The 19,247-nt window shown below is 60.3% G+C and carries 13 protein-coding genes and 1 pseudogene; 6 read left to right on the plus strand and 8 right to left on the minus strand.

What is annotated here, in order from left to right; all coding sequences use genetic code 11:
* Positions 1-2: 2 nt before the first annotated feature.
* The 4 genes from HCK86_RS14015 to HCK86_RS14030 all read right to left on the minus strand — a co-directional run bounded on the left by HCK86_RS14015 (position 3) and on the right by HCK86_RS14030 (position 3,946).
* Entirely contained in the window at positions 3-989 is a 987-nt protein-coding gene (locus HCK86_RS14015; RefSeq protein WP_176085094.1) for a BMP family protein, read from the minus strand.
* A gap of 266 nt (positions 990-1,255) precedes the next feature.
* Positions 1,256-2,113: a D-amino-acid transaminase gene (locus tag HCK86_RS14020; protein ID WP_176085095.1), complete on the minus strand. Its 858-nt coding sequence runs from the start codon at positions 2,111-2,113 to the stop codon at positions 1,256-1,258.
* Between the two features lie 200 nt (positions 2,114-2,313).
* Positions 2,314-3,009: a sulfate transporter family protein gene (locus HCK86_RS14025; RefSeq protein WP_176085096.1), complete on the minus strand. Its 696-nt coding sequence runs from the start codon at positions 3,007-3,009 to the stop codon at positions 2,314-2,316.
* Positions 3,010-3,103: 94 nt separating this feature from the next.
* Complete coding sequence (locus tag HCK86_RS14030) at positions 3,104-3,946, minus strand: aromatic ring-hydroxylating dioxygenase subunit alpha (RefSeq protein WP_176085097.1); 843 nt, start codon at positions 3,944-3,946, stop codon at positions 3,104-3,106.
* 121 nt (positions 3,947-4,067) lie between these two features.
* Between HCK86_RS14030 and HCK86_RS14035 the strand changes: the two genes are divergently transcribed.
* From HCK86_RS14035 to HCK86_RS14045, 3 genes are read left to right on the plus strand one after another with little or no spacing between them, the layout of a single operon-like run.
* Positions 4,068-4,313: a hypothetical protein gene (locus tag HCK86_RS14035; protein ID WP_176084849.1), complete on the plus strand. Its 246-nt coding sequence runs from the start codon at positions 4,068-4,070 to the stop codon at positions 4,311-4,313.
* A gap of 52 nt (positions 4,314-4,365) precedes the next feature.
* Positions 4,366-5,034: a Rieske (2Fe-2S) protein gene (locus HCK86_RS14040; RefSeq protein WP_176085098.1), complete on the plus strand. Its 669-nt coding sequence runs from the start codon at positions 4,366-4,368 to the stop codon at positions 5,032-5,034.
* Positions 5,031-5,669: a glutathione S-transferase family protein gene (locus tag HCK86_RS14045; protein ID WP_176085099.1), complete on the plus strand. Its 639-nt coding sequence runs from the start codon at positions 5,031-5,033 to the stop codon at positions 5,667-5,669. The genes HCK86_RS14040 and HCK86_RS14045 overlap by 4 nt, the downstream gene beginning before the upstream one ends.
* A gap of 56 nt (positions 5,670-5,725) precedes the next feature.
* Here HCK86_RS14045 and HCK86_RS14050 read toward each other — a convergent pair whose 3' ends face one another.
* Positions 5,726-7,894: a malate synthase G gene (locus HCK86_RS14050; RefSeq protein WP_176085100.1), complete on the minus strand. Its 2,169-nt coding sequence runs from the start codon at positions 7,892-7,894 to the stop codon at positions 5,726-5,728.
* 232 nt (positions 7,895-8,126) lie between these two features.
* Between HCK86_RS14050 and gmd the strand changes: the two genes are divergently transcribed.
* Both gmd and HCK86_RS14060 read left to right on the plus strand, forming a co-directional pair.
* Complete coding sequence (gmd, locus tag HCK86_RS14055) at positions 8,127-9,248, plus strand: GDP-mannose 4,6-dehydratase (protein WP_176085101.1); 1,122 nt, start codon at positions 8,127-8,129, stop codon at positions 9,246-9,248.
* Between the two features lie 136 nt (positions 9,249-9,384).
* Positions 9,385-10,353: a GDP-L-fucose synthase gene (locus HCK86_RS14060; RefSeq protein WP_246739605.1), complete on the plus strand. Its 969-nt coding sequence runs from the start codon at positions 9,385-9,387 to the stop codon at positions 10,351-10,353.
* 84 nt (positions 10,354-10,437) lie between these two features.
* Here the strand turns inward: HCK86_RS14060 and HCK86_RS14065 are convergent, their stop codons facing one another.
* Positions 10,438-11,745, minus strand: a complete 1,308-nt coding sequence (locus tag HCK86_RS14065) for an FAD-dependent oxidoreductase (protein ID WP_176085102.1) — start codon at positions 11,743-11,745, stop codon at positions 10,438-10,440.
* A 548-nt stretch (positions 11,746-12,293) separates the two neighbouring features.
* On the opposite strand from HCK86_RS14065, the gene HCK86_RS14070 reads away from it, so the two are divergent.
* Positions 12,294-15,872, plus strand: coding sequence for a hypothetical protein (locus HCK86_RS14070; protein ID WP_176085103.1), 3,579 nt, complete (start codon positions 12,294-12,296; stop codon positions 15,870-15,872).
* A gap of 216 nt (positions 15,873-16,088) precedes the next feature.
* Here the strand turns inward: HCK86_RS14070 and tsaE are convergent.
* Positions 16,089-16,556, minus strand: a pseudogene (gene tsaE / locus HCK86_RS14075) (tRNA (adenosine(37)-N6)-threonylcarbamoyltransferase complex ATPase subunit type 1 TsaE); the annotation flags it as partial.
* The gene (locus HCK86_RS14080) at positions 16,553-19,024 is read right to left on the minus strand and encodes an ATP-binding protein (protein ID WP_176085105.1); all 2,472 of its coding nucleotides are present in this window, start codon (positions 19,022-19,024) and stop codon (positions 16,553-16,555) included. The pseudogene tsaE and the gene HCK86_RS14080, both read right to left, overlap by 4 nt.
* Positions 19,025-19,247 lie beyond the last annotated feature (223 nt).

Consider the following 19,247-nt stretch of genomic DNA (forward strand, 5'->3'; position numbering starts at 1 on the left):
CCTTACTTCGGTTCGTCCATGTTGCGCGGCACTTCAAACGTGCCGTCGATGATTTCCTGGCGCTTGGCCAGCATGGCTTCTTCCGCCTCCTTCGGCGCCACACCCTCGACGAAAGCGATATCGCTGCCGCCTTCCTTGAGCATGCCGAAAGCGGTGTAATCCTGACCGACGGCATTGCCGGCGGCAACATCGGCAAGCGCTGCATTCAGGATCGGGCGGAAGCCCCACAGCGCATTGGCGAAGACCGTATCGGGATAACGCGGCGTATAGTCGATCAGCGAACCAACAGCCTTGATGCCACGTTCCTTGGCGGCATCGGCCGTGCCGATGCGCTCGCCGAACAGGATATCCGCACCGGCATCGATCTGGGCGAGACCGGCTTCGCGGGCCTTCGGCGGATCGAAGAAGGTGCCGATGAAGGTGACGGAATGGGTCGCATCCGGATTGACCGCCTTCACGCCTTCAGCAAAGGCGTTGATCAGCATGTTGACCTCCGGGATCGGCATGGCACCGACCGAGCCGACCTTGTTGGTCTTGGTCATCTTGCCCGCGAGCATGCCGGCGAGATAGGCGCCATCATGGTTCCAGGTGCCGAAGACACCGAAATTATCGCCTTCCGGACCAGCCGAGGAGCCGAGCACGAAAGCCGTGTCGGGATAATCAGCCGCCACTTCGCGGGCTTCTGATTCCACCGCATAGGCCTCGCCGATGATCAGATCCATGCCCTGTTCGGCATATTCGCGCATGGCGCGGGGATAATCGGTCGCCGAAACGCTTTCGGAGAACTGGTAGTCGATCACGCCTTCGGCGGCGGCATCCAGCAGCGCCTGATGAATGACCGAGTTCCAGGCATTTTCGACCGGCGAAGCGTGGATAGCGGCAACTTTCAGCTTGTCCGCCGCCATCAGCTTCGGACCGGCGGCAACAGTTGCCATCACGGCGCTCGAGATCAGCAGCGAGCGACGTGTCAGCAGGATGGATTTCGACATGGTTGGGACCCCTCTTTGACCAAATGGTTAATATTGTTATGAATTGCCCAAAGAAGTGTCAAGCCACGAAAGTGCTTATAAACCGGGCATATACATGACAGAATCTGCCCGCAAAAGTCGCCAATCAACGGCAAAAGTCAAGCGCTATCATCAACTTGGCAATCGGCAAGTCTGGATCGGCGAATCGCACTGCGTCGCCGGAGGAATAACAGAAAAAGCCCGCACATCGCTGCACGGGCCTTCATATTCCCGATCCGGGAAAAAACTCAGATCGCGCCAGCGCGGCGATTTTCGATATAGAGTTCGCGCAGCTTCAGCGACAGGGCACCGGGCTTGCCGTCGCCGACGGTCTGGCCGTCAATGGCGGTGACCGGTGTGACGAAATTGGAAGCAGAGGTATAGAAGGCTTCCTTGGCGGCCTTGGCCTCTTCGACCGTGAAGGCGCGTTCCTCGACCTTGATGCCGTTACGGGCAGCAATTTCCAGAGCGGACGCCCGGGTGATGCCGGGCAGGATCGCATGGCTCAGCGGCCGGGTGACGACGATATCATCCGCCGTGACGATATAGGCCGTGGCGGAAGACTGTTCGGTGATATAGCCGTCGCGCACCAACCAGGCATCGTCTGCGCCCTTTTCATGAGCTTCCATCTTGGCAAGGCTCGGATAGAGCAGCTGCGTCGTCTTGATGTCGCAGCGGCCCCAGCGCAGATCCTCGACCGTGGCTACGGTGATACCCTTCTTGCCGGTCGGCGTATCGATGACGTTCTTCTTCTGGGTGAACATCAGAAAGGTCGGCGTGGTCTTGTTGTCGAACATGAAATCACGGTCGCCGGCATTGCCGCGCGAGACCTGAAGATAGATCAGGCCCTGCTCGATATTGTTGCGCTTGACGATTTCGCGGTGCAGCGCCAGCAGTTCCTCTTCGGAAACCGGCATCTTCATGTCGATGGCAGCGGTGGAGCGCTTCAGCCGCGCCGAATGGCCGGCATAATCCAGAAGCTTGCCATCCAGCACGCAGGTGACTTCGTAAATGGCATCGGCAAACAGATAGCCGCGATCGAAAATCGAAACCTTGGCTTCTTCTTCCGGCAGCCACTCACCGTTCAGATAGACGATACGGCTCATTCTTCTCTCCAGTTTTAATCATGACACGGATGCGCGGCGGACGGAAACCATTCCGCGTGTTTCTGCGAACCGCCAGTGGCGCCTGTCCCGTTCCTCAATCGCACATACAGCCAAAAAGAATTCGATTCAAGACGTCAATATTCGAGGAATCTTGCGCTAATATCTTTTTTTGTCGCAAGATAGGCGATTATCCGCCTAGTTTAAGCGGAATTGAGCCGTTTGAACACATGAATCATGAAGGCCGCCGCAAAAAGCGGCGTCGCCAGATTGACGATCGGGATCGCGACAAAGCAGGCAATCACCAGCCCGGCGAAGAAAACCCGCCAGGCATGCTGGCGCCGGAAGGCCCTTGCTGCCGCCACATCCATGAAGCGCATGGCGGCAAATTCGAAGAATTCCCGGCCAAGCAGATAGCCGTTGACAACAAAGAAGGCGATGAGATTGACGCCCGGCACCAGCAACAGGGCGAGCGCGACGAGATTGCCGAGAATGACGATGCCGAGAAATTTCAGCGACGCGGCAAGCGCCTGAAACACCGGCATGGCGCGTCCCGGCGGATCATCGGGATAGTCGATCTTCTCGATATGCTCGGCCGCGTCATCGAGAAAGATACCGGCGACAAAGGCGGAGACCGGCGACATCAGCATGGCGAGCGTCAGCGCCAGCCCGACACCGGCAAGAAAAAGCAGCACGAAGGAGATCCATCCCGCCCAGTCCGGCATGGTCGGAAAGAGATGCGCCAGAAACGGGAAGGCCAGCCACATGAACAGCGCACGGACGGCAAACCAGAGCGCGATCAGGCAGATCAGCGACAGGCCGAGCACCTTCCACAAAATGCCGCGCAGTTTCGGATCAATCAGATCGGCACCGGCCCGGCGCGCGGCTTCTATCAGCATGTCTGGCAATCTCCTTGATCAGCTCCAGCGCCTGATTTGGGACCGGCCGGGCCGGGTCGCAAGCCCCCCGCGCCAACGAAGCGCTGCGGCAGCCTCAGGCCACAAGTGTGGTGCCGTAGGTGATGCCCTTTTCCTTCAGCCAGCGGCGATAGGCGATTGACGTCGCATCGGCGCGTGTGGGGATTTCCGCCCGTGGCTCCATCGGCAGCAGCACCGGACGCTGGTTTTCGAGAATGATCCGGTCCTGCAGGAAAATCTCCTGCTGAAACTGGATCATCGCCGCATCGCTCGCCTGATCGTCAATCATGTAGAGCCCCGGATGAGCACGGCAGAGATCCGGCGCCATCGGCTGCACGAAAAGCGCGATCACATCGAAACGGTTGGCGGCACCGGGACAGGTCTTGTAAAGCAGCGTGTTGAACGGGGCCATGACGCGATAGGTATAGTCGACATCGACGGCACCCTCGGCCGAAAGGGCCGCGCGCGGCTGCTTGAAGGTACAGTCCGTCGCCCAGACTTCATCGACATCGCGGCGGATCTCGACCTTGTAGCTCTTCACCTCGGTATGCGGCTCGGCGCCGAGAATATCGGTATGGACGAAGGGAAAATGGGCAAGATCGAGAAAATTCTCGACGATCCGGAGGCCCGAGGCGCGCACGGTCACCGCGCCGCAGGTGATCGCCCGGCGGTCAGGCTCGGCAATTTCCGGCAGGTCGAAAAGATCGCGGGCCGGTTCGCCCGGCGTGGTCCAGACAAAGCCATAGCGGCGGATCACCGGCAGGGCCGCACCATCTTCGAACCGGCGGACGGTAATCACATCGCCGCGCCGCGTCAGAAAGAGCGCCGATCCCAGCAGGATGGTCTCAGTCTCGCCTTCGCCAAGATCACGCTCGGCCGAGACCACATACCATTGATCAAGCGCTGCCTGTTCCACCATTTATTCGCCCCGTCTCTCGTTTACCCGGACAATCTTGAGAAGTTTTCACGCCCGAGTCCAGTGGCTTGACATTCGCAGATCCGCGTCCTCCGATAGCGCCAATCAACGAAAGGCTGCCGATTTGACGGATCAGACCACCGAAACGACCTTCCGCTTCTCCGGCAGGCTCTGCGCGCCAAGCTTTCGCGCGCTTGCCGAGAACCGCGCAGCCAGGCTGGCGCTCCAGATCGATATTCTGGCGCTTGATGAACAGGCTGCCCAAATCCGGGTGCGTGGCCCGCAGGCTCTCATCGGTGCTTTCGAAATGGCCTTGTCTCTCGGTCCCTATGATTGCATGATTTTCGATATCACCACATGCCCGGCCTGACCCGGCCGCAATCCACCCCGCCGAAACCTATCCCGAAAGGCATCAATTCATCATGGCAGCAACCTGGTATCCGGTAGCGCTCTCGGAAACGCTCGAAAACGGCAGCTCCGCCGGTACCCGCATCCGGGGCAGGGAAATCGCCATCTGGCGCGACAATGAAGGCAAGGCCCATGCCTGGGAGGACCGCTGTCCCCACCGCGGCGTGCGCCTGTCGCTCGGCTTCGTGCGCGGCAATCACATTGCCTGCCTCTATCATGGCTGGGAATATGCCAGCGACGGCCAGTGCCGCTACATTCCCGCCCATCCGGAACTTGAGGTGCCGAAAACCATCCGCGTGCCGCGCTATAGCGTCGCAGACCATGCCGGCATCATCTGGACCACGGCAGAGGATGATGGCGACCCGGCAAAGCTTCCGGAGCTTTCCGGCCCGATCGTGCCGGTGCGTTCGCTCTATGTCGATGCAACGCCTGAGAGACTGCTCGCCTGCCTGAAAGACGCCGACGAAACCGCATCGGGAGAGCCGGACGGAACGCTCTGGCGTGCGACCATTGACGCAGCGCCGCTCGTCGTCGCGGTTCAGCCCTTCGATGGCAAGATCACCGCACTGCATATCGTCATCGCCGCAGCGGCCGGCACCGCATCACGCATCGCGGCCGCCCGCTTTGCCGAACGCCTGCGGCTTGCCGCCGAAACAGCGCCTGGCCTGGAGGCCGTCCAATGAGCCATCTCATTCTCTATGATCACGCGCTGGACGAAAACTGCTATCGCCTGCGCCTCTTCATGGCACTTGCCGGGATCCCCTATGAGACGGTGGCAATTGATTCCGTACCCGGCGATGCCCACCGCTCTGCAGAAATGCGCGTCCTTTCGCCCGCCGCCGTCCTGCCGGTGCTCACCGATGACGGCAAGGCCTATCCGGGCACGATCGGCCCGCTCGTCCATCTCGCCAAACTGGCCGCCCGGACAGCGGATGGCGGCCCCTGGCGACCCGACGCCGAGGCCCCTGAAATCGCCGGCTGGCTGGAATTTGCCGTCACCACGCTGAAAGCCGCCATCGACGCGCGTTTTGAAGCTTTGTTCTCGCCCACTGGCGGGCCGTCGGATGATCTGCGCCAGGCGGCACGCGAAGCGCTGCGCATCATGGACGATCACATGACCCGCCGCCAGATCGCGGGTGCGGAATGGTTTGTCGGCACCGCAGCCAGTCTTGCCGATGTCGCCTTGTTCCCGAGCTTCGGCCTGTCGCGGGATTTCGGCGTCGATCACGATGAATTTCCGGCCTTGAGACGCTGGTATCGCCGCTTCCGCGCCTTGCCGGGCTTCATCACCATGTCCGGCATTCCCGACTATCACTGAAACGAAAAAGCCCGGGCCGAGGCCCGGGCTTTTCAATTTCATTCCGCAGACACCGCTCAGGCGGCGTCCTTTGCCTTGCGCTCCAGCCGGCGGGCATGCAGCACCGGCTCGGTATAGCCATTGGGCTGCGCGCGGCCCTTCAGCACCAGATCGAGCGCGGCCTGAAACGCAACCGAACTGTCAAAATGACCGGCCATCGGCCGGTAAAGCGGATCGCCGTCATTCTGACGGTCGACGACCGCTGCCATCTTCTTCATCGTCTGAACGATCTGATCTTCCGTGACAACGCCGTGATAGAGCCAGTTGGCCATATGCTGGGAGGAGATGCGCAGGGTCGCGCGGTCTTCCATCAGGCCGATATCGTTAATGTCCGGCACCTTGGAGCAACCGACCCCCTGATCGATCCAGCGCACGACATAACCGAGAATGCCCTGCGCATTATTGTCGAGTTCCGCCTGGATATCCTCCTGCGACCAGTTGGGCCGCACCGCAACCGGAACCGAGAGAATATCCTTCAGCGAGGCACGCTGACGGCTGACCAGGCTTTTCTGCACCTTCTCGACATCGACCTCATGGTAATGGGTCGCATGCAGGGTTGCCGCCGTCGGCGAGGGCACCCAGGCGGTATTGGCGCCGGCCTTGGGATGACCGATCTTGGCCTCCAGCATACCGGCCATCAGATCCGGCATGGCCCACATGCCCTTGCCGATCTGGGCATGGCCCGCCAGGCCGCATTCCAGCCCGATATCGACATTCCAGTTTTCATAGGCTGCAATCCAGGCAGCCGCCTTCATGTCGCCCTTGCGGATCATCGGACCGGCTTCCATCGAGGTATGAATCTCGTCGCCGGTGCGGTCGAGGAAACCGGTATTGATGAAGACGACGCGATCCTTTGCCGCCCGGATACATTCCTTGAGGTTGACCGTGGTGCGGCGCTCCTCATCCATGATGCCCATCTTCATGGTGTTTTCCGCCATGCCGACAAGTCGTTCGACGCGGGTGAACAGCTCGGTGGCGAAGGCCACTTCCTCCGGCCCGTGCATCTTCGGCTTGACCACATACATCGAGCCGTTGAGCGAGTTCAAATGCTTGCCGCCGGGGCCGATGTCGTAAAGCGCGATCAGCGCCGTCACCAGCGCATCCATGATGCCTTCCGGGACTTCACGCCCGTCGCGATCGAGGATCGCCGGATTGGTCATCAGGTGGCCGACATTGCGGATCAGCATCAAGGAGCGGCGGCGCAGCAGGAAGGGCTTGCCATCACCGTCCTTGTATTCCGTATCGGGATGCAGGCGGCGGGTGAAGGTCTTGCCACCCTTGGAAACGTCTTCCGACAGATCACCCTTCATCAGGCCGAGCCAGTTGGAATAGGCCAGAACCTTGTCCTCGGCATCGACAGCCGCCACCGAGTCCTCGCAGTCCATGATCGTGGTAATCGCCGATTCCAGCGCGACATCATTGATGTGAGCCGGGTCCTGGCGGCCGATCATGCCATCGGCGTCAATCGTGATTTCGATGTGAAGATGGTTATGCGTGAGAAGAATGTGGCTCGGGGCCGCGGCTTCGCCAAGGTAACCGGCAAACTGCGACGGATCGGCAAGGCCGGTGATCCCCTTGTCGGTCGCAACCATCAGGGCACCGCCTTCAACCGTCAATCCAAGGACGACGCTCCAGCTTTCACCCGCCAGCGGCACAGACGTGTCGAGAAAATTGCGGGCCCAGGCAATCACCTTCTCGCCGCGGACCGGATTGTAACCCTTGCCCTTTTCCGCACCGCCCTCCTCGGCAATCGCATCCGTGCCGTAGAGCGCATCATAAAGCGAACCCCAGCGCGCATTGGCAGCGTTCAGCGCATAGCGCGCATTCATGATCGGCACGACCAGCTGCGGGCCGGCAATGGTGGTGATCTCCGGATCGACATTGGCGGTGGAAACGGCAAAGTCCGGCCCTTCCGGCAGAATGTAGCCGATCTCGCGCAGATAGGCTTCATAGGCACCCATATCAGCCGGCGCCCCGTTTTCCCTGTACCAGGCGTCAAGCTTTTCCTGCATCGCATCGCGGGTCTTCAGCAAAGCGCGGTTCTTCGGCGCAAGCTCATGCACGATCTCGGAAAATCCGGCAAAATAGGCGTCGGGATCAACGTTGGTTCCCGGCAGAACGTGATCGTTCAGGAAATCGTAAAGCGCCTTGTCGAAGGCGAGGCCGAATTTTTCGATGCGGGCCATGGGCGTGCCTCATGAATGGAGTTTTGATTGTCCGCAAAGTGGGGGTGAAAGCCGCCAAGGTCAACTCGGCATTAATTTGAAATATTTTCAACCATTCGGAAACAAAGCCGAGGCTGGGGCTGCTCTGGCAAGTCTTTTCTTGCAGCCGGCGGGCGCGATCGCTAATGGAGGAACGACCGACCATTCCCCCGGACATCTTCGGGCCACACGCAGATAATGGCGAAAAGCAAGCATGACGAAAAAGGCACTGATCACCGGCGTAACGGGGCAGGATGGCTCTTATCTGACTGAGCTGCTGCTGGAAAAGGGCTATGAGGTTCACGGCATCAAACGCCGCGCCTCGCTTTTCAACACCCAACGCATTGATCATCTTTACGAAGACCCCCACGCGGCGGCCGTGCCGATGAAGCTTCATTACGGGGATCTGACCGACGCCTCCAGCCTGACCCGGCTGATCGGCGACATCGCGCCGGACGAGATCTACAATCTCGGCGCCCAGTCGCATGTGGCCGTTTCCTTTGAAGCGCCCGAATATACCGCCGATGTCGATGCCGTCGGAACCCTCAGGCTGCTCGAGGCCATGCGCTTCCTGGGTCTGGAAAAGAAGACGCGCTTTTATCAGGCATCGACGTCAGAGCTTTACGGCCTTGTTCAGGAAACGCCGCAGCGGGAAACCACTCCATTTCATCCGCGCTCGCCCTATGCGGTTGCAAAGCTTTACGCCTACTGGATCACGGTGAACTACCGCGAGGCCTACGGGCTTTATGCCTGCAACGGCATCCTGTTCAACCATGAAAGCCCGCGCCGCGGCGAAACCTTCGTGACCCGCAAGATTACCAGGGCGCTTGCGAATATTGCCATGGGTCTGGAAACCTGCCTCTATATGGGCAATATCGATTCCCTGCGCGACTGGGGCCATGCCAAGGATTATGTGCGCATGCAGTGGCTGATGCTGCAGCAGGATCAGCCGGAAGACTTCGTGATTGCGACTGGCAAGCAATACAGCGTACGCGAATTCATCACCTGGGCGGCTGCCGATCTTGGCATCAGCCTCGAATTCACCGGCAAGGATATTGACGAGAAAGCCGTCGTGACGGCAGTTGCGGGTGACAACGCGCCCGCCGTGAAGGTTGGCGACGTCATCATGCAGATTGATCCGCGCTATTTCCGCCCGGCCGAAGTCGCGACCCTGCTCGGTGATGCTACCAAGGCAAAGGAAAAACTGGGCTGGACCCCGGACATCTCTGCGCGCGACATGTGCCGCGAGATGGTCGAAGCCGATCTGAAAGCAGCGAAGCGTCACGCGTTGCTGAAGGAACATGGGCTTGATCTGCCCGTCAGCATCGAAAGCTGATCCGGCGGCATTCCCGGTGAGGCCACGATCACCGAGACTGCGCGCCTTCTTCTGACGCCGTTTCGGTTGCGATCCGGGTCCGGCTTTCCTGAAACAGCCCTATCGCCGGCACGGCGCTCACAAGAAAGGCATCGACATGACTTATGAACTGACGGGTAAGAAAATCTGGGTGGCCGGTCATCGCGGCATGGTCGGTTCCGCGATCGTGCGACGCCTCGGCAGCGAGAACTGCACCGTCATCACCGCAGGCCGCGATCGTGTCGACCTGAAACGCCAGTCCGACGTTGAAGCCTTCATCGCCGCTGAAAAGCCGGATGCCATTGTCATGGCGGCGGCCAAGGTCGGCGGCATTCTCGCCAATGACACCTATCCGGCCGATTTTCTCTACGACAACCTGATGATCGAGGCCAATATCATTGATGCTGCGCACCACAATGATGTCGACCGTTTCCTGTTTCTCGGCTCCTCCTGCATCTATCCGAAACTGGCACCGCAGCCGATTGCAGAAGACGCGCTTCTGACCGGACCGCTGGAGCCAACCAATGAATGGTATGCAATCGCCAAGATCGCCGGCATCAAGCTGGCCCAGGCCTATCGCCGCCAGCATGGCCGTGACTATATCTCAGCCATGCCGACCAATCTTTACGGCCCCGGTGACAATTACGATCTTCGTTCCAGCCATGTGATGCCAGCGCTGATCCGCAAGGCCCATGAAGCCAAGGTGTCCGGGGCGGCCGAGGTTGTCGTCTGGGGAACCGGCACGCCGTTGCGCGAATTCCTGCATGCCGATGATTGTGCAGATGCGCTGGTCTTTCTCCTGAAAAACTATTCCGGCCACGATCATGTCAATGTCGGATCGGAGGAAGAAATCTCGATCCTGGAGCTGACGAAGCTGGTCTGCAGGATCGTCGGTTTTGAGGGCAATATCGTTCACGATCTGTCAAAGCCGGATGGAACACCGCGCAAGCTGATGAGCGGTTCCAGGCTCCGCGAAATGGGCTGGAGCCCGAAGATCGCCCTTCAAGATGGCATCCGCAATGCCTATGCGGAATTTCTCGCTGGCAATTTCGCCGCACGCTCACTTGAGAAGCAACAACAGGCCTGAGCCAGGGTGCGTCCTTTACGGACGCACATCCTTCGATGGATTGCGTCGGTGAGAACCGAGAGCGTTGGCAAGCGCGGCGGCGTGTCAGATCATGACACCTTCCGTCATTCTCGCGGCCCCTCCCTCAGACACCGGCAGGAGATGGTCGGCAACGCATTCAGCGCTTGCCAGCGCGCCTTCGACCCAGCCGGGATAATTGGTGAACAGGTCAGAACACACCACCGCATCATCCCCGATCGGCCAGTAGCCGGCCGGGACCAGATTTATGCCTGAACGCCAGAAGGAAACGCCCTCGGGCCAGAACTGATGCTCGGCCGAGACCGGATGGGGAATGGTATCATCGCCGAGGGCAAAGGGCAGGACATCGCGAATGGCTTCGACAAAGGCCATATGGACACCCCGGTCATGCACGAAAGCCTCGTGCAGGGCATGCGCGCTGCGCCCGTCACTATAGACCAGCAGAAATTTCCCTTCCCGTGGAAAATAGACCTTGCGGAAAATCGAAGCACTGGTGAAGCAGCGCCCCTCCAGCCCCATGCCGTCCCACCAGCGGTCCGCATAGCTGAAATAGGCCTTGGTCAGTGGCACGGCGCTGATGCCATCGCGCAGCGTTGGCGAGAGCGAAATGCCGCGCAGACGCAGCACATTCCCCAGCGGCACGGCGAAAATCACCTTATCGAAGGACCGGTTCTTCCGGCCGGAGCGCGTGTCCAGGCCGAGCACATGGCCGCCGCCGGGCCGGATCTCGATCCGGGTCAGTTCATGTTCGAGGCAGAATTCAACCTTTCCGGCGATGTCGGCCTGCAACGCCGCCGGCAGCGCGGAAAAGCCCTGTCTGAAACACATCCATCTGCGCCGTTCATCGGCAAATAGCCCCCCCGTCTCGGGATGGTGGCGCAACAGCTGGAACCCTTCGTCGAAACTCAAATCCTTGTTGCGCAGCAGATCGTAACCGCACATTTCGACGAGATAATCGAACTTACGCCGCCCGAGCGAATTCAAGGCCGCCTGTTCCAGATTCATGCGCTGCCTGTCACACGGCGCAAGCGAACTGAAGTAATCGCTGAGCTGGCCGCAAAATCCTTTCAGCAAATGCCATGTCTGCTCGTGCAGCCCGCGCTGCAGCGGCGAGAGAACAAAAGCGAAGGGCATTGTTTCAAGCCCGAGCGCCAGCGCCAGCCGGCTGACCCGTTCATGGGCGAGCGGATCAAAGCGCCCGGCCCCGAGCTCGGCAATCCCGGCGCCGTTGTCGAGAACCCGCGACAGGATGCGCCCGCCCACGAGGTCGGACTTTTCAATGACCGTTACCCGCGCATCAGCAGACTGGCTGAGTTTGCGCGCCACCGCCAGGCCGGCAATGCCCGCCCCGATAATTGCATATGATGTGACCATTCCTTCGTCTCCGATGATCGAAACGTGACCCGTTGTTCAATGTCGATCGCAGGTGGAAACGAACATCACTGGCGTTTCTACTGTCGCGGGCCCGGTCTCTCTACCCGCCCGCCAAAGCCTCACAGACGGCAAAAAGCCGGCTCTGCCCGGGCAAGCGGACAATCGCCATAACGGCCGGCGCGCCCATTCAGAGCCGTCAACCGACAGAAAGCATGCGCACAAAATTCACAGGATCCGGAAATGGTAGACGTCACCCGATCCGCCTTTTTTCATGCCATCCTCCCCAATTCTGCCGACCCACGCGACCGACGAGGGGGACAATGACCTCACGCTGCCCTGCGACAAACCATAAAGAATAGACGGTTCATTTTTTCAGAGTAATTGCATATTTTCCGTTCACAACAATGCCGTGTTTGTATGTTTTTATTGAATTGTTCATTCATCGACACAAAACAAAATATAACTCACGAAATTGACGGAATTTTCCATCGGTAATTGTAAAATAAGCATCATATATGATTCTCATTGCTTGACTTTAGGGGGCAAGGTTGGCTGGACGCATCAAGGACAGCGAACGTTTCTATAATCGGATTTCACTGGACGATGCGATTTTCGAGCTTGAGGCCTTGTGGCCAGGGCTTTCCAGATCGCGCCTGGATGTTCGGGAGGCAGCCACCAGACGTCCAAATCCGGTCTGGGTCGGAGACAGCGACAGCGGCTATGCTGGCGTTCGAGTCATGATCCTCACGACCCATCTGATTTATCGCTTCCTTGGTGACCGGATCATCAAGATCGCCGACCTTGCAAAGGTGGCGGAACTCAGCTGCTTCACCGCCGAGACATTGAAGGCTGCCGGCATTACGGATTCCGACAGCAGAAAGCGGCTTCGCTATGCCATCGCCGAACTCGCATCGGAGAATAATCGCAACACACCGCACTACAATCCGGCCTGGGATCGGCTGGTCTTCTGCCATTTCGCCTGTGCGGCGCGCACCGCCATTCTCCGCCATCAGGACCGGCCGGCCGGCACAGCAGCCGTCTTTGACGATGCCTCTGCGCTCTATGACAGGATCATCGCCGAGCGTTGCACGACGGCCGGGGAGATATTTCATGTCATCCGCTCCGTCTGGCTCGGAAATCTGCCCTATTGCCCGCCGCGCCGCCCATCCGGAAGCGCGAGCAGTTCAGCGACGGCCCGGCGCGGCCCGGCCCGCCACTACATACCGGCAAAGCTGGCCGACTATCTCGGCCCGGGCGGCCATCTTGCACAGGTCCGCGTCCCGGATAAGCTGAACGAACTTGCCGAACGCGTGCTCGATCAGTTTGCCCATGCCCGCGAGCGTGTGGCATTGCTTTCGGGCCAGCGAAATGCCGGCAAGTCCGGTTGCGTCATCGCGCTGCTGCGCCGGCTGCAGAGCCCGGACCAGCCGACAATAGGATTTCACCTGAAGCCGGATGACAGCGCTGCAGCCAGGCTCCTTCCTGTCTTCTCCGTCAGTGTCCAGGACCATTCCGGCAGCGACCTCATGCTGCTCGTGCTGTCATTCCTGTCGTCTCTTGATGAACGCAGCCGGCAGCAATCGAACACAGACCATCTGGCGCGCTTCAAGGCTTTGCAACAGGAGTTTGGTCGCGATAGCGACGGACAGGGAATGAAGGACCTGCCTGGACGCATCGCCAGCCTGCATGCGCGAAATCCGGCGCTTTTCATTCTGACGAACTGGGACGATCTGAGCTGGAGCACCCCGCGCGCGCAATTGCGCGATCTGTCCAAGACATCGCTGATCCGCCTTCTGCACGACAGTCACAGCGACAGCCGCATCCTGCTGACAACGACCGAAACGCCAACGGTTAGAGCGAACCGGCTTTTGCCGCGGTTCAGGACCTACAGGCTCGATGACCCGCGTCTGCGCGATGTCCGGCGTTATCTGCCGGCACTGGCCTATCCAGCCGTCTATGGCGAAACGCTGTTTGATGCGGCCGAACGTTTCGGCGATTGCTGCGTCCCCGGAGATCAGCTCATCCTCCTGGCGGCAATGCTGGAAATCTGCCGCGGTGACCCGGCCTGGGAGGAACGGGCAATCAATATGGTCGCCGCCCTCAGAGTGCACGAACAGCAGCCGACGCGCGGCATTGCCACCGGTCCAATTGCCCGGATTTTCATCGAGCGGCTTGATCAGCTTGGTCTTTTCCGCCCCGTCGCACTGATCATGGCCTGCGACGACGGTCTGCGCCTTGACACGCTGTCCGGCCTGCTCGAGCAGTGGAACCAGACCGAGAAGTGCAAAACCGCAGACATGATTGCGGCACTGACCACCCTGGAGGCGCTGTCCAACAGTTTCCTGCTGAGACGCCGGATCATGGCCGCTGCCGCCGGCAGCGATCGCCCTGCCGAAGGCGAAAGCTACCTTGAGATCTTCGAGGCGCTTCGCCAGCTGTTGATGCGCGTGCTGGGCGACCCCGATGAGGCCGACTGGGCGTCCCCCTATTGCGCCATCCTGCGCGACGCCACGCGCCAGATCGCCCTTTTATGCTTTGACCGGGCCCAGGACTGGCGCTGTCGCAACCTGGCAAGTGCCGCGACACCGCGCTTGCGCGACATGCTCCTTGATATCCAGTCCTATGAAACGCTTCTCGCCAGTCTCGACCCGCAGGCGCTCGAAGATCAGGCGTGCAACCGCGCCGATATCGCGGCCATGCCGCTTTTGCACCATGCCCGCGATGTGGTTTTCCTGCGCGGAACGGAGCACAGCCCCGCCGTCGCCATGCGCTTTGCCGTCAAGACCATCCTGTGCGACATCATCGATCGCGATCACCGTCTTTCCGTGAACTTTTCCCAGGATCTGATGCGGCTCCGCCTCTACCTCCTGATCTTTCTTGAGCCCGGCCAGCGCCATCTGGTTCAGCCGGATGCCTGCGGCCCCGGGGCCCTGCCAGGCTGCCTGCCGGCCTGGATCCGAAGCATCTTCACCGATGCCGAGATCTTTCGTCTGCTTGAAACAATCGCACTGTCGGCGCTTCAGGCACAGGTGCCGGAAATCGTGCATTGGGCCTATGAACGATGCGATGAACTGAAATCTGCCGCCAATGTCGAGACAATCAGCGATGAGACTGTTCTGCAGAAGATCACCCGGATCTTCTGCGCAACAATCGACATGGCCATCGCGCTCGGCCATCCGCTTGCAGCGACCGGTCCCGACGCGCACGGCCGGCAGGGACATGAGCGCACATTGCGGGGGCTGGAGCGGTTCATGCACGAACATTTCCACGATCTCATACCGCTCACCGGAAAGCCGCCCGGACAGGCCGGGGCCGTGACAGCCGAGACCGGGCGGATCAGTGCGCTGCAGCGGCTGAGATTGCGCCTGGCACATCTGATTTTCCTGACGGGCGATTTCCACCGCGCAATGGCTGAACTCGACCTGATCCATGCATGGGACATGGCGCTGGCGCGCAATTCCGGTTCGGGCCGGGCCAGCGTTCTGGAGGGACGGCCCGCGCGGATCGCGCTGGAGATCATGATGTCTTCCAGCGCCGGCCTTTCGCCCCGATCCGGTGATGACCATGGCGCAAAACAGGCCCTTGCCCACAGGATCGGCGGCATGCTCGAGGCGAACATGGCCAGACTTGCCCGCTTCGGCGGGCCCGACCAGGCGGCGCTGCTGATAGACCGTGCGCGTTTCGCCCTGATGCAGGGACAGAGCGAGGAGGCCTGGCAATATGCGTCGATCGCCCGCGCGCTCTACAATGACAGCCGCATTTCCCATGGCAATCAGGTCCAGCTCATGCTCAACCTGCTGACGCTGCTGTCAAGCTGGCTGGAACACTGGAACAACCGCCTGGCCTGCGACGTCCGGGCCACGCCGCCCGTCTGCGAAGATGAGGTGGTGCGCGAAATCGATACGCTTTATGAGACCGCGCGCGCGCTCGACCTCAAGCCGGCGGCCGGCAAGGCGCGCTTCCTCAAGATCCGGCTTGGCTGGCTGCGGCGCAAGCGGGAGGGCGGGCCTGCCCCCGAATGGCGCGATATCGCCCGTGCCGACCTGAAGGAGACCATCGCGCTGATGCAATCCTGTGCCGACAGGTCGCTGGAGCGCGACATGCAGGCGCTTCTGAGCCAACTTTAGCGGCAATCCGGCGGTCGCAGTCTTCCATGACATCCCCGGCACATCGGGCGCGAACGCCATTCAGCGAGATAGAGCGTCCTGCTGCGTCCAAAAGGACGCACGGCGCCCTAGCGCATCGGCTCGAAAATCGGAATCGATTTTCGAAAAGAACGATGCGTAGATTCAATAAGTTAGAGCGTCCTTTGTGCATCCGAATGGATGCACGGCGCTCTAGCCGGACAATGCCGGAGACAGACGCTTCATCACCTGCTGAGATGCGGTCAGCACCAGCCTGCGGCCTGCCGCTTCCTCTGCAAAAGCGATCGTGATGGCGTCACGCGGCAGCTCTTCAGCCCCACGCTCAGGCCATTCAATCAGGCTGATGCCCTCGCCAAGCGCCTCGTCCAGGCCAAGCTCGACAAGTTCCGACGGATCGCCGAGACGGTAGAGATCGAAATGAAAGATCGGCGGCACCGTCTCATAGGCCTGAACAAGGGTGAAGGTCGGGCTTGGAACCTCAAGCGCCTGATCATCTGCGCGCGCGCGGATCAGTGCTCGGGCCAGCGTTGATTTCCCCATGCCGAGATCGCCATCAAGCAAGAGGCAGTCGCCGGTTTCCAGACGGGCGGCAAGCCGCGTGCCGAAGGCGATCGTCGCCGCTTCATCGGCCAGAAAGACCGAGCAGCTGACCGCTTGCCCGCTCATTCGGCCGCAACGACATGGGCGCCGCCATGGCCCTCGCCGGCATCTGGAATACGGCAGGTGACCGTCGTGCCGGCGCCGGGTTCGCTGTCGATGAAGACCTTGCCCTTATGCAGGCCGACAAAGCTTTGTACGATCGCCAGGCCAAGCCCCGCTCCGGCGGCAATGCGCGCCTCGCTTTCGCCAGCGGAAAAGCGTGAGAATACCGTCTTCAGCGCATCCTTTTCGATCCCCGGACCGCTATCGGTGACGGTGAAGACAAAATCGCCGTTTTCGCGCCAGCAGGACAAGGCGATCACTGACCCTTCCGGCGCATATTTGATGGCATTGCCGACAATCTTCAGCAGGATCTGCTTCAGCCGCTGGAAATCGGCGGTGATGGTGCCAAGCTCCGGCGGCGCGGTAATTTCCAGCGTCACCTCCGCCTCCTGCAGCCGCACGGAAATGTCGTCGGCAACCGAATCGATCAGATCATCGAGCGACATCTCGTCGAGATCCAGCGTCAGAATACCGGCATCGGCCGATTTCAGGTCGATCATGTCGTTGACGATGGTCATCAGCACGGCCGAGGAATTGGCGATGTGATCGACATAATTGCCCTGACGGCTGTTCAACGGCCCGATCTGCGGCGATTTCAGCAGTTCGGCAAAGCCCATGATCGACGTCAGCGGCGTGCGCAGCTCGTGGCTGACATGCTCGAGGAAGGTGTTCTTCAGCTCTTCGGCCTTGCGCAGCGCATCGTTCTTTTCCGTCAGCGCTCGTTCGACCTGAATGGAATCCGTCTTGTTGACGAAAGTCAGCATGGTCTGCGCGTTCGGCAGCGGCGTCACCGCATAATCCAGCACCAGCCCTGATTTCAGATCGAGACGGCCCTGTTGCGACAGGCGTTCATCGTCGAAACTGGTGATCATGCGGGCGAACAGCCGCCAGCCGCCGGGACCGTCATAGCTTGTCTCGCAGAGCGACACCAGCTGACGGATATGGGTATCGGGCGCAGCATCTTTCTCGCTGATGCCCCAGAGCGCGCGGAAAGCCGGATTGGAAAGCGACAGACGTCCGTCCGGCCCGAACACCGCAACACCTTCAGAAAGGTGGTCAATGGTTTCGCCCTGCACCTTCACCAGCGTGTTGTAGCGGGTCTTGAGCGCAATCTGCTCGGTATGATTTTCGAAGACCCAGGTCGTTCCGCCGCGGGGATGCGCCGAGGCGAAGACTGACAATGTCTCGCCAGTGGGCAGATACCAGAGATCGCTATAGGGGCCGATGGAGCGGTAGACCGAAAGCGCCTTTTCCTTCCAGTCCTTCCAGTTATGCGGCTCGGGCAGCTTGCCATCGGCACGCAGCCGCTCGAAGAATTCGCCATTGTCGGGACGCGATTCCATGAAGCCCATGTCGAGCCGCCAGAGCTTCTCGAAGGCCTGATTGTAAAAGCGCAGCCGCCGGTCCGCGTCGAAGATGGCCACCGCCGTATTGAGGTGGTTGAGCGTATCGGCATGATTTTCCAGCGTCAGCTCAAGCGCATTTTCAAGCCGTTCACGGTCAGATATATCGCGCGCCAATCCGGCAGAGCCGTCACCCGTCGGGACTTCGAGAATGGCGAAATGGGAACGGTTGCCGCCAATCACGATCGGCTCATGGCCTTCAAACCGCTTGCCGGAACGAATTTCGCCATCAAGCCGGGCCTGGGCGGCTGTGCCAAGCAGCGGCCGCTCCGGCGCGCCCTCCGATGGATCGACCGCGCGCTTGTAGGCTTCGTTGACCCAGGCGAGGCGCCCTTCGCCATCGCGCAGCCAGACGGGCATGTCGGTGGCGTTCAGAAGTGTCTCGAAACGCTTCAGCCGCACCTGCAGCCGCTTGTGATCGAGCCGGAGTTCGGCAAGTTCGGCGCGCACGGATTCCAGCGCACCAAAGCGAACATGGGCCCTGCCACCAGTGGTGCGGCCAAGCACTTCAAGCACATAGCCCTTCTTCGTCTCCGCCAGCATATCGAAGGCCTTGGCCTTTTCGCGCAGCGCGGCGATGGCGGGCACGAGCTGGCGCACGCTGCCGGGTGCAAGCCAGTCGTCAAAGGAGAGGAAATCACTGTCTTCTTCCGGTGCACCGGCCTCTTCCGGCAAAGTGCCAAGAAATTCCGGCGCTGCCTTCGGATCTTCCCAGAGAATGATCCGCCGGTTCTTCTCGGCATTGAGCGCCTTCAGGCTCAATAGCCGCTCATGGGTCTGCTCGAGCGCATCGCGGATCACGCGATTTTCAGCTTCCGCCCGTCCACGCAGGCGGACAAACCACAGGGTCGAAATCAATGTCGACGCCAGAACGCCGAACACGGCCGAAAGCGTCATGACTTCGCCGGTCGTAAATCCGCTCTGCAGCACCGGGTCGAAATCCTGGGCGGCGAAAGCCGACGAGGCAGCCAGGGCTGTGCCGGAAACCAGCGCGGTCATGAAGGCGCTGCGTAAGATCCGGCTTGCCATGCGTAAAGCTCCTCATCTGTCGGCAACAGGACATGTAGCCCTGAAACCCGCCGCTTTTTTGTCTTTGACGGTAAGGTGCTTCTGCCGCGTCACACCATTCCGCCCTTTCGGAAGATACGGATCTGCCGCCATCTCCCGCTTGATCTGATGAAACGAACACGGTCCGAAACCCCGAAATGACGGCGTTTAAGCGAAAACCGGGCCTAAAAATCAGGCGAATCGC

It is taken from the genome of Martelella sp. HB161492, from assembly GCF_013184775.1.
Lineage (GTDB): Bacteria > Pseudomonadota > Alphaproteobacteria > Rhizobiales > Rhizobiaceae > Martelella.

Bases quoted from the DNA above. Each gene is read 5' to 3' on its own strand.
- HCK86_RS14015 (WP_176085094.1), bottom strand. From the start codon at position 989: ATGTCGAAATCCATCCTGCTGACACGTCGCTCGCTGCTGATCTCGAGC.
- HCK86_RS14020 (WP_176085095.1), bottom strand. From the start codon at position 2,113: ATGAGCCGTATCGTCTATCTGAACGGTGAGTGGCTGCCGGAAGAAGAA.
- HCK86_RS14025 (WP_176085096.1), bottom strand. From the start codon at position 3,009: ATGCTGATAGAAGCCGCGCGCCGGGCCGGTGCCGATCTGATTGATCCG.
- HCK86_RS14030 (WP_176085097.1), bottom strand. From the start codon at position 3,946: ATGGTGGAACAGGCAGCGCTTGATCAATGGTATGTGGTCTCGGCCGAG.
- HCK86_RS14040 (WP_176085098.1), top strand. From the start codon at position 4,366: ATGGCAGCAACCTGGTATCCGGTAGCGCTCTCGGAAACGCTCGAAAAC.
- HCK86_RS14045 (WP_176085099.1), top strand. From the start codon at position 5,031: ATGAGCCATCTCATTCTCTATGATCACGCGCTGGACGAAAACTGCTAT.
- HCK86_RS14050 (WP_176085100.1), bottom strand. From the start codon at position 7,894: ATGGCCCGCATCGAAAAATTCGGCCTCGCCTTCGACAAGGCGCTTTAC.
- gmd (WP_176085101.1), top strand. From the start codon at position 8,127: ATGACGAAAAAGGCACTGATCACCGGCGTAACGGGGCAGGATGGCTCT.
- HCK86_RS14060 (WP_246739605.1), top strand. From the start codon at position 9,385: ATGACTTATGAACTGACGGGTAAGAAAATCTGGGTGGCCGGTCATCGC.
- HCK86_RS14065 (WP_176085102.1), bottom strand. From the start codon at position 11,745: ATGGTCACATCATATGCAATTATCGGGGCGGGCATTGCCGGCCTGGCG.
- HCK86_RS14080 (WP_176085105.1), bottom strand. From the start codon at position 19,024: ATGGCAAGCCGGATCTTACGCAGCGCCTTCATGACCGCGCTGGTTTCC.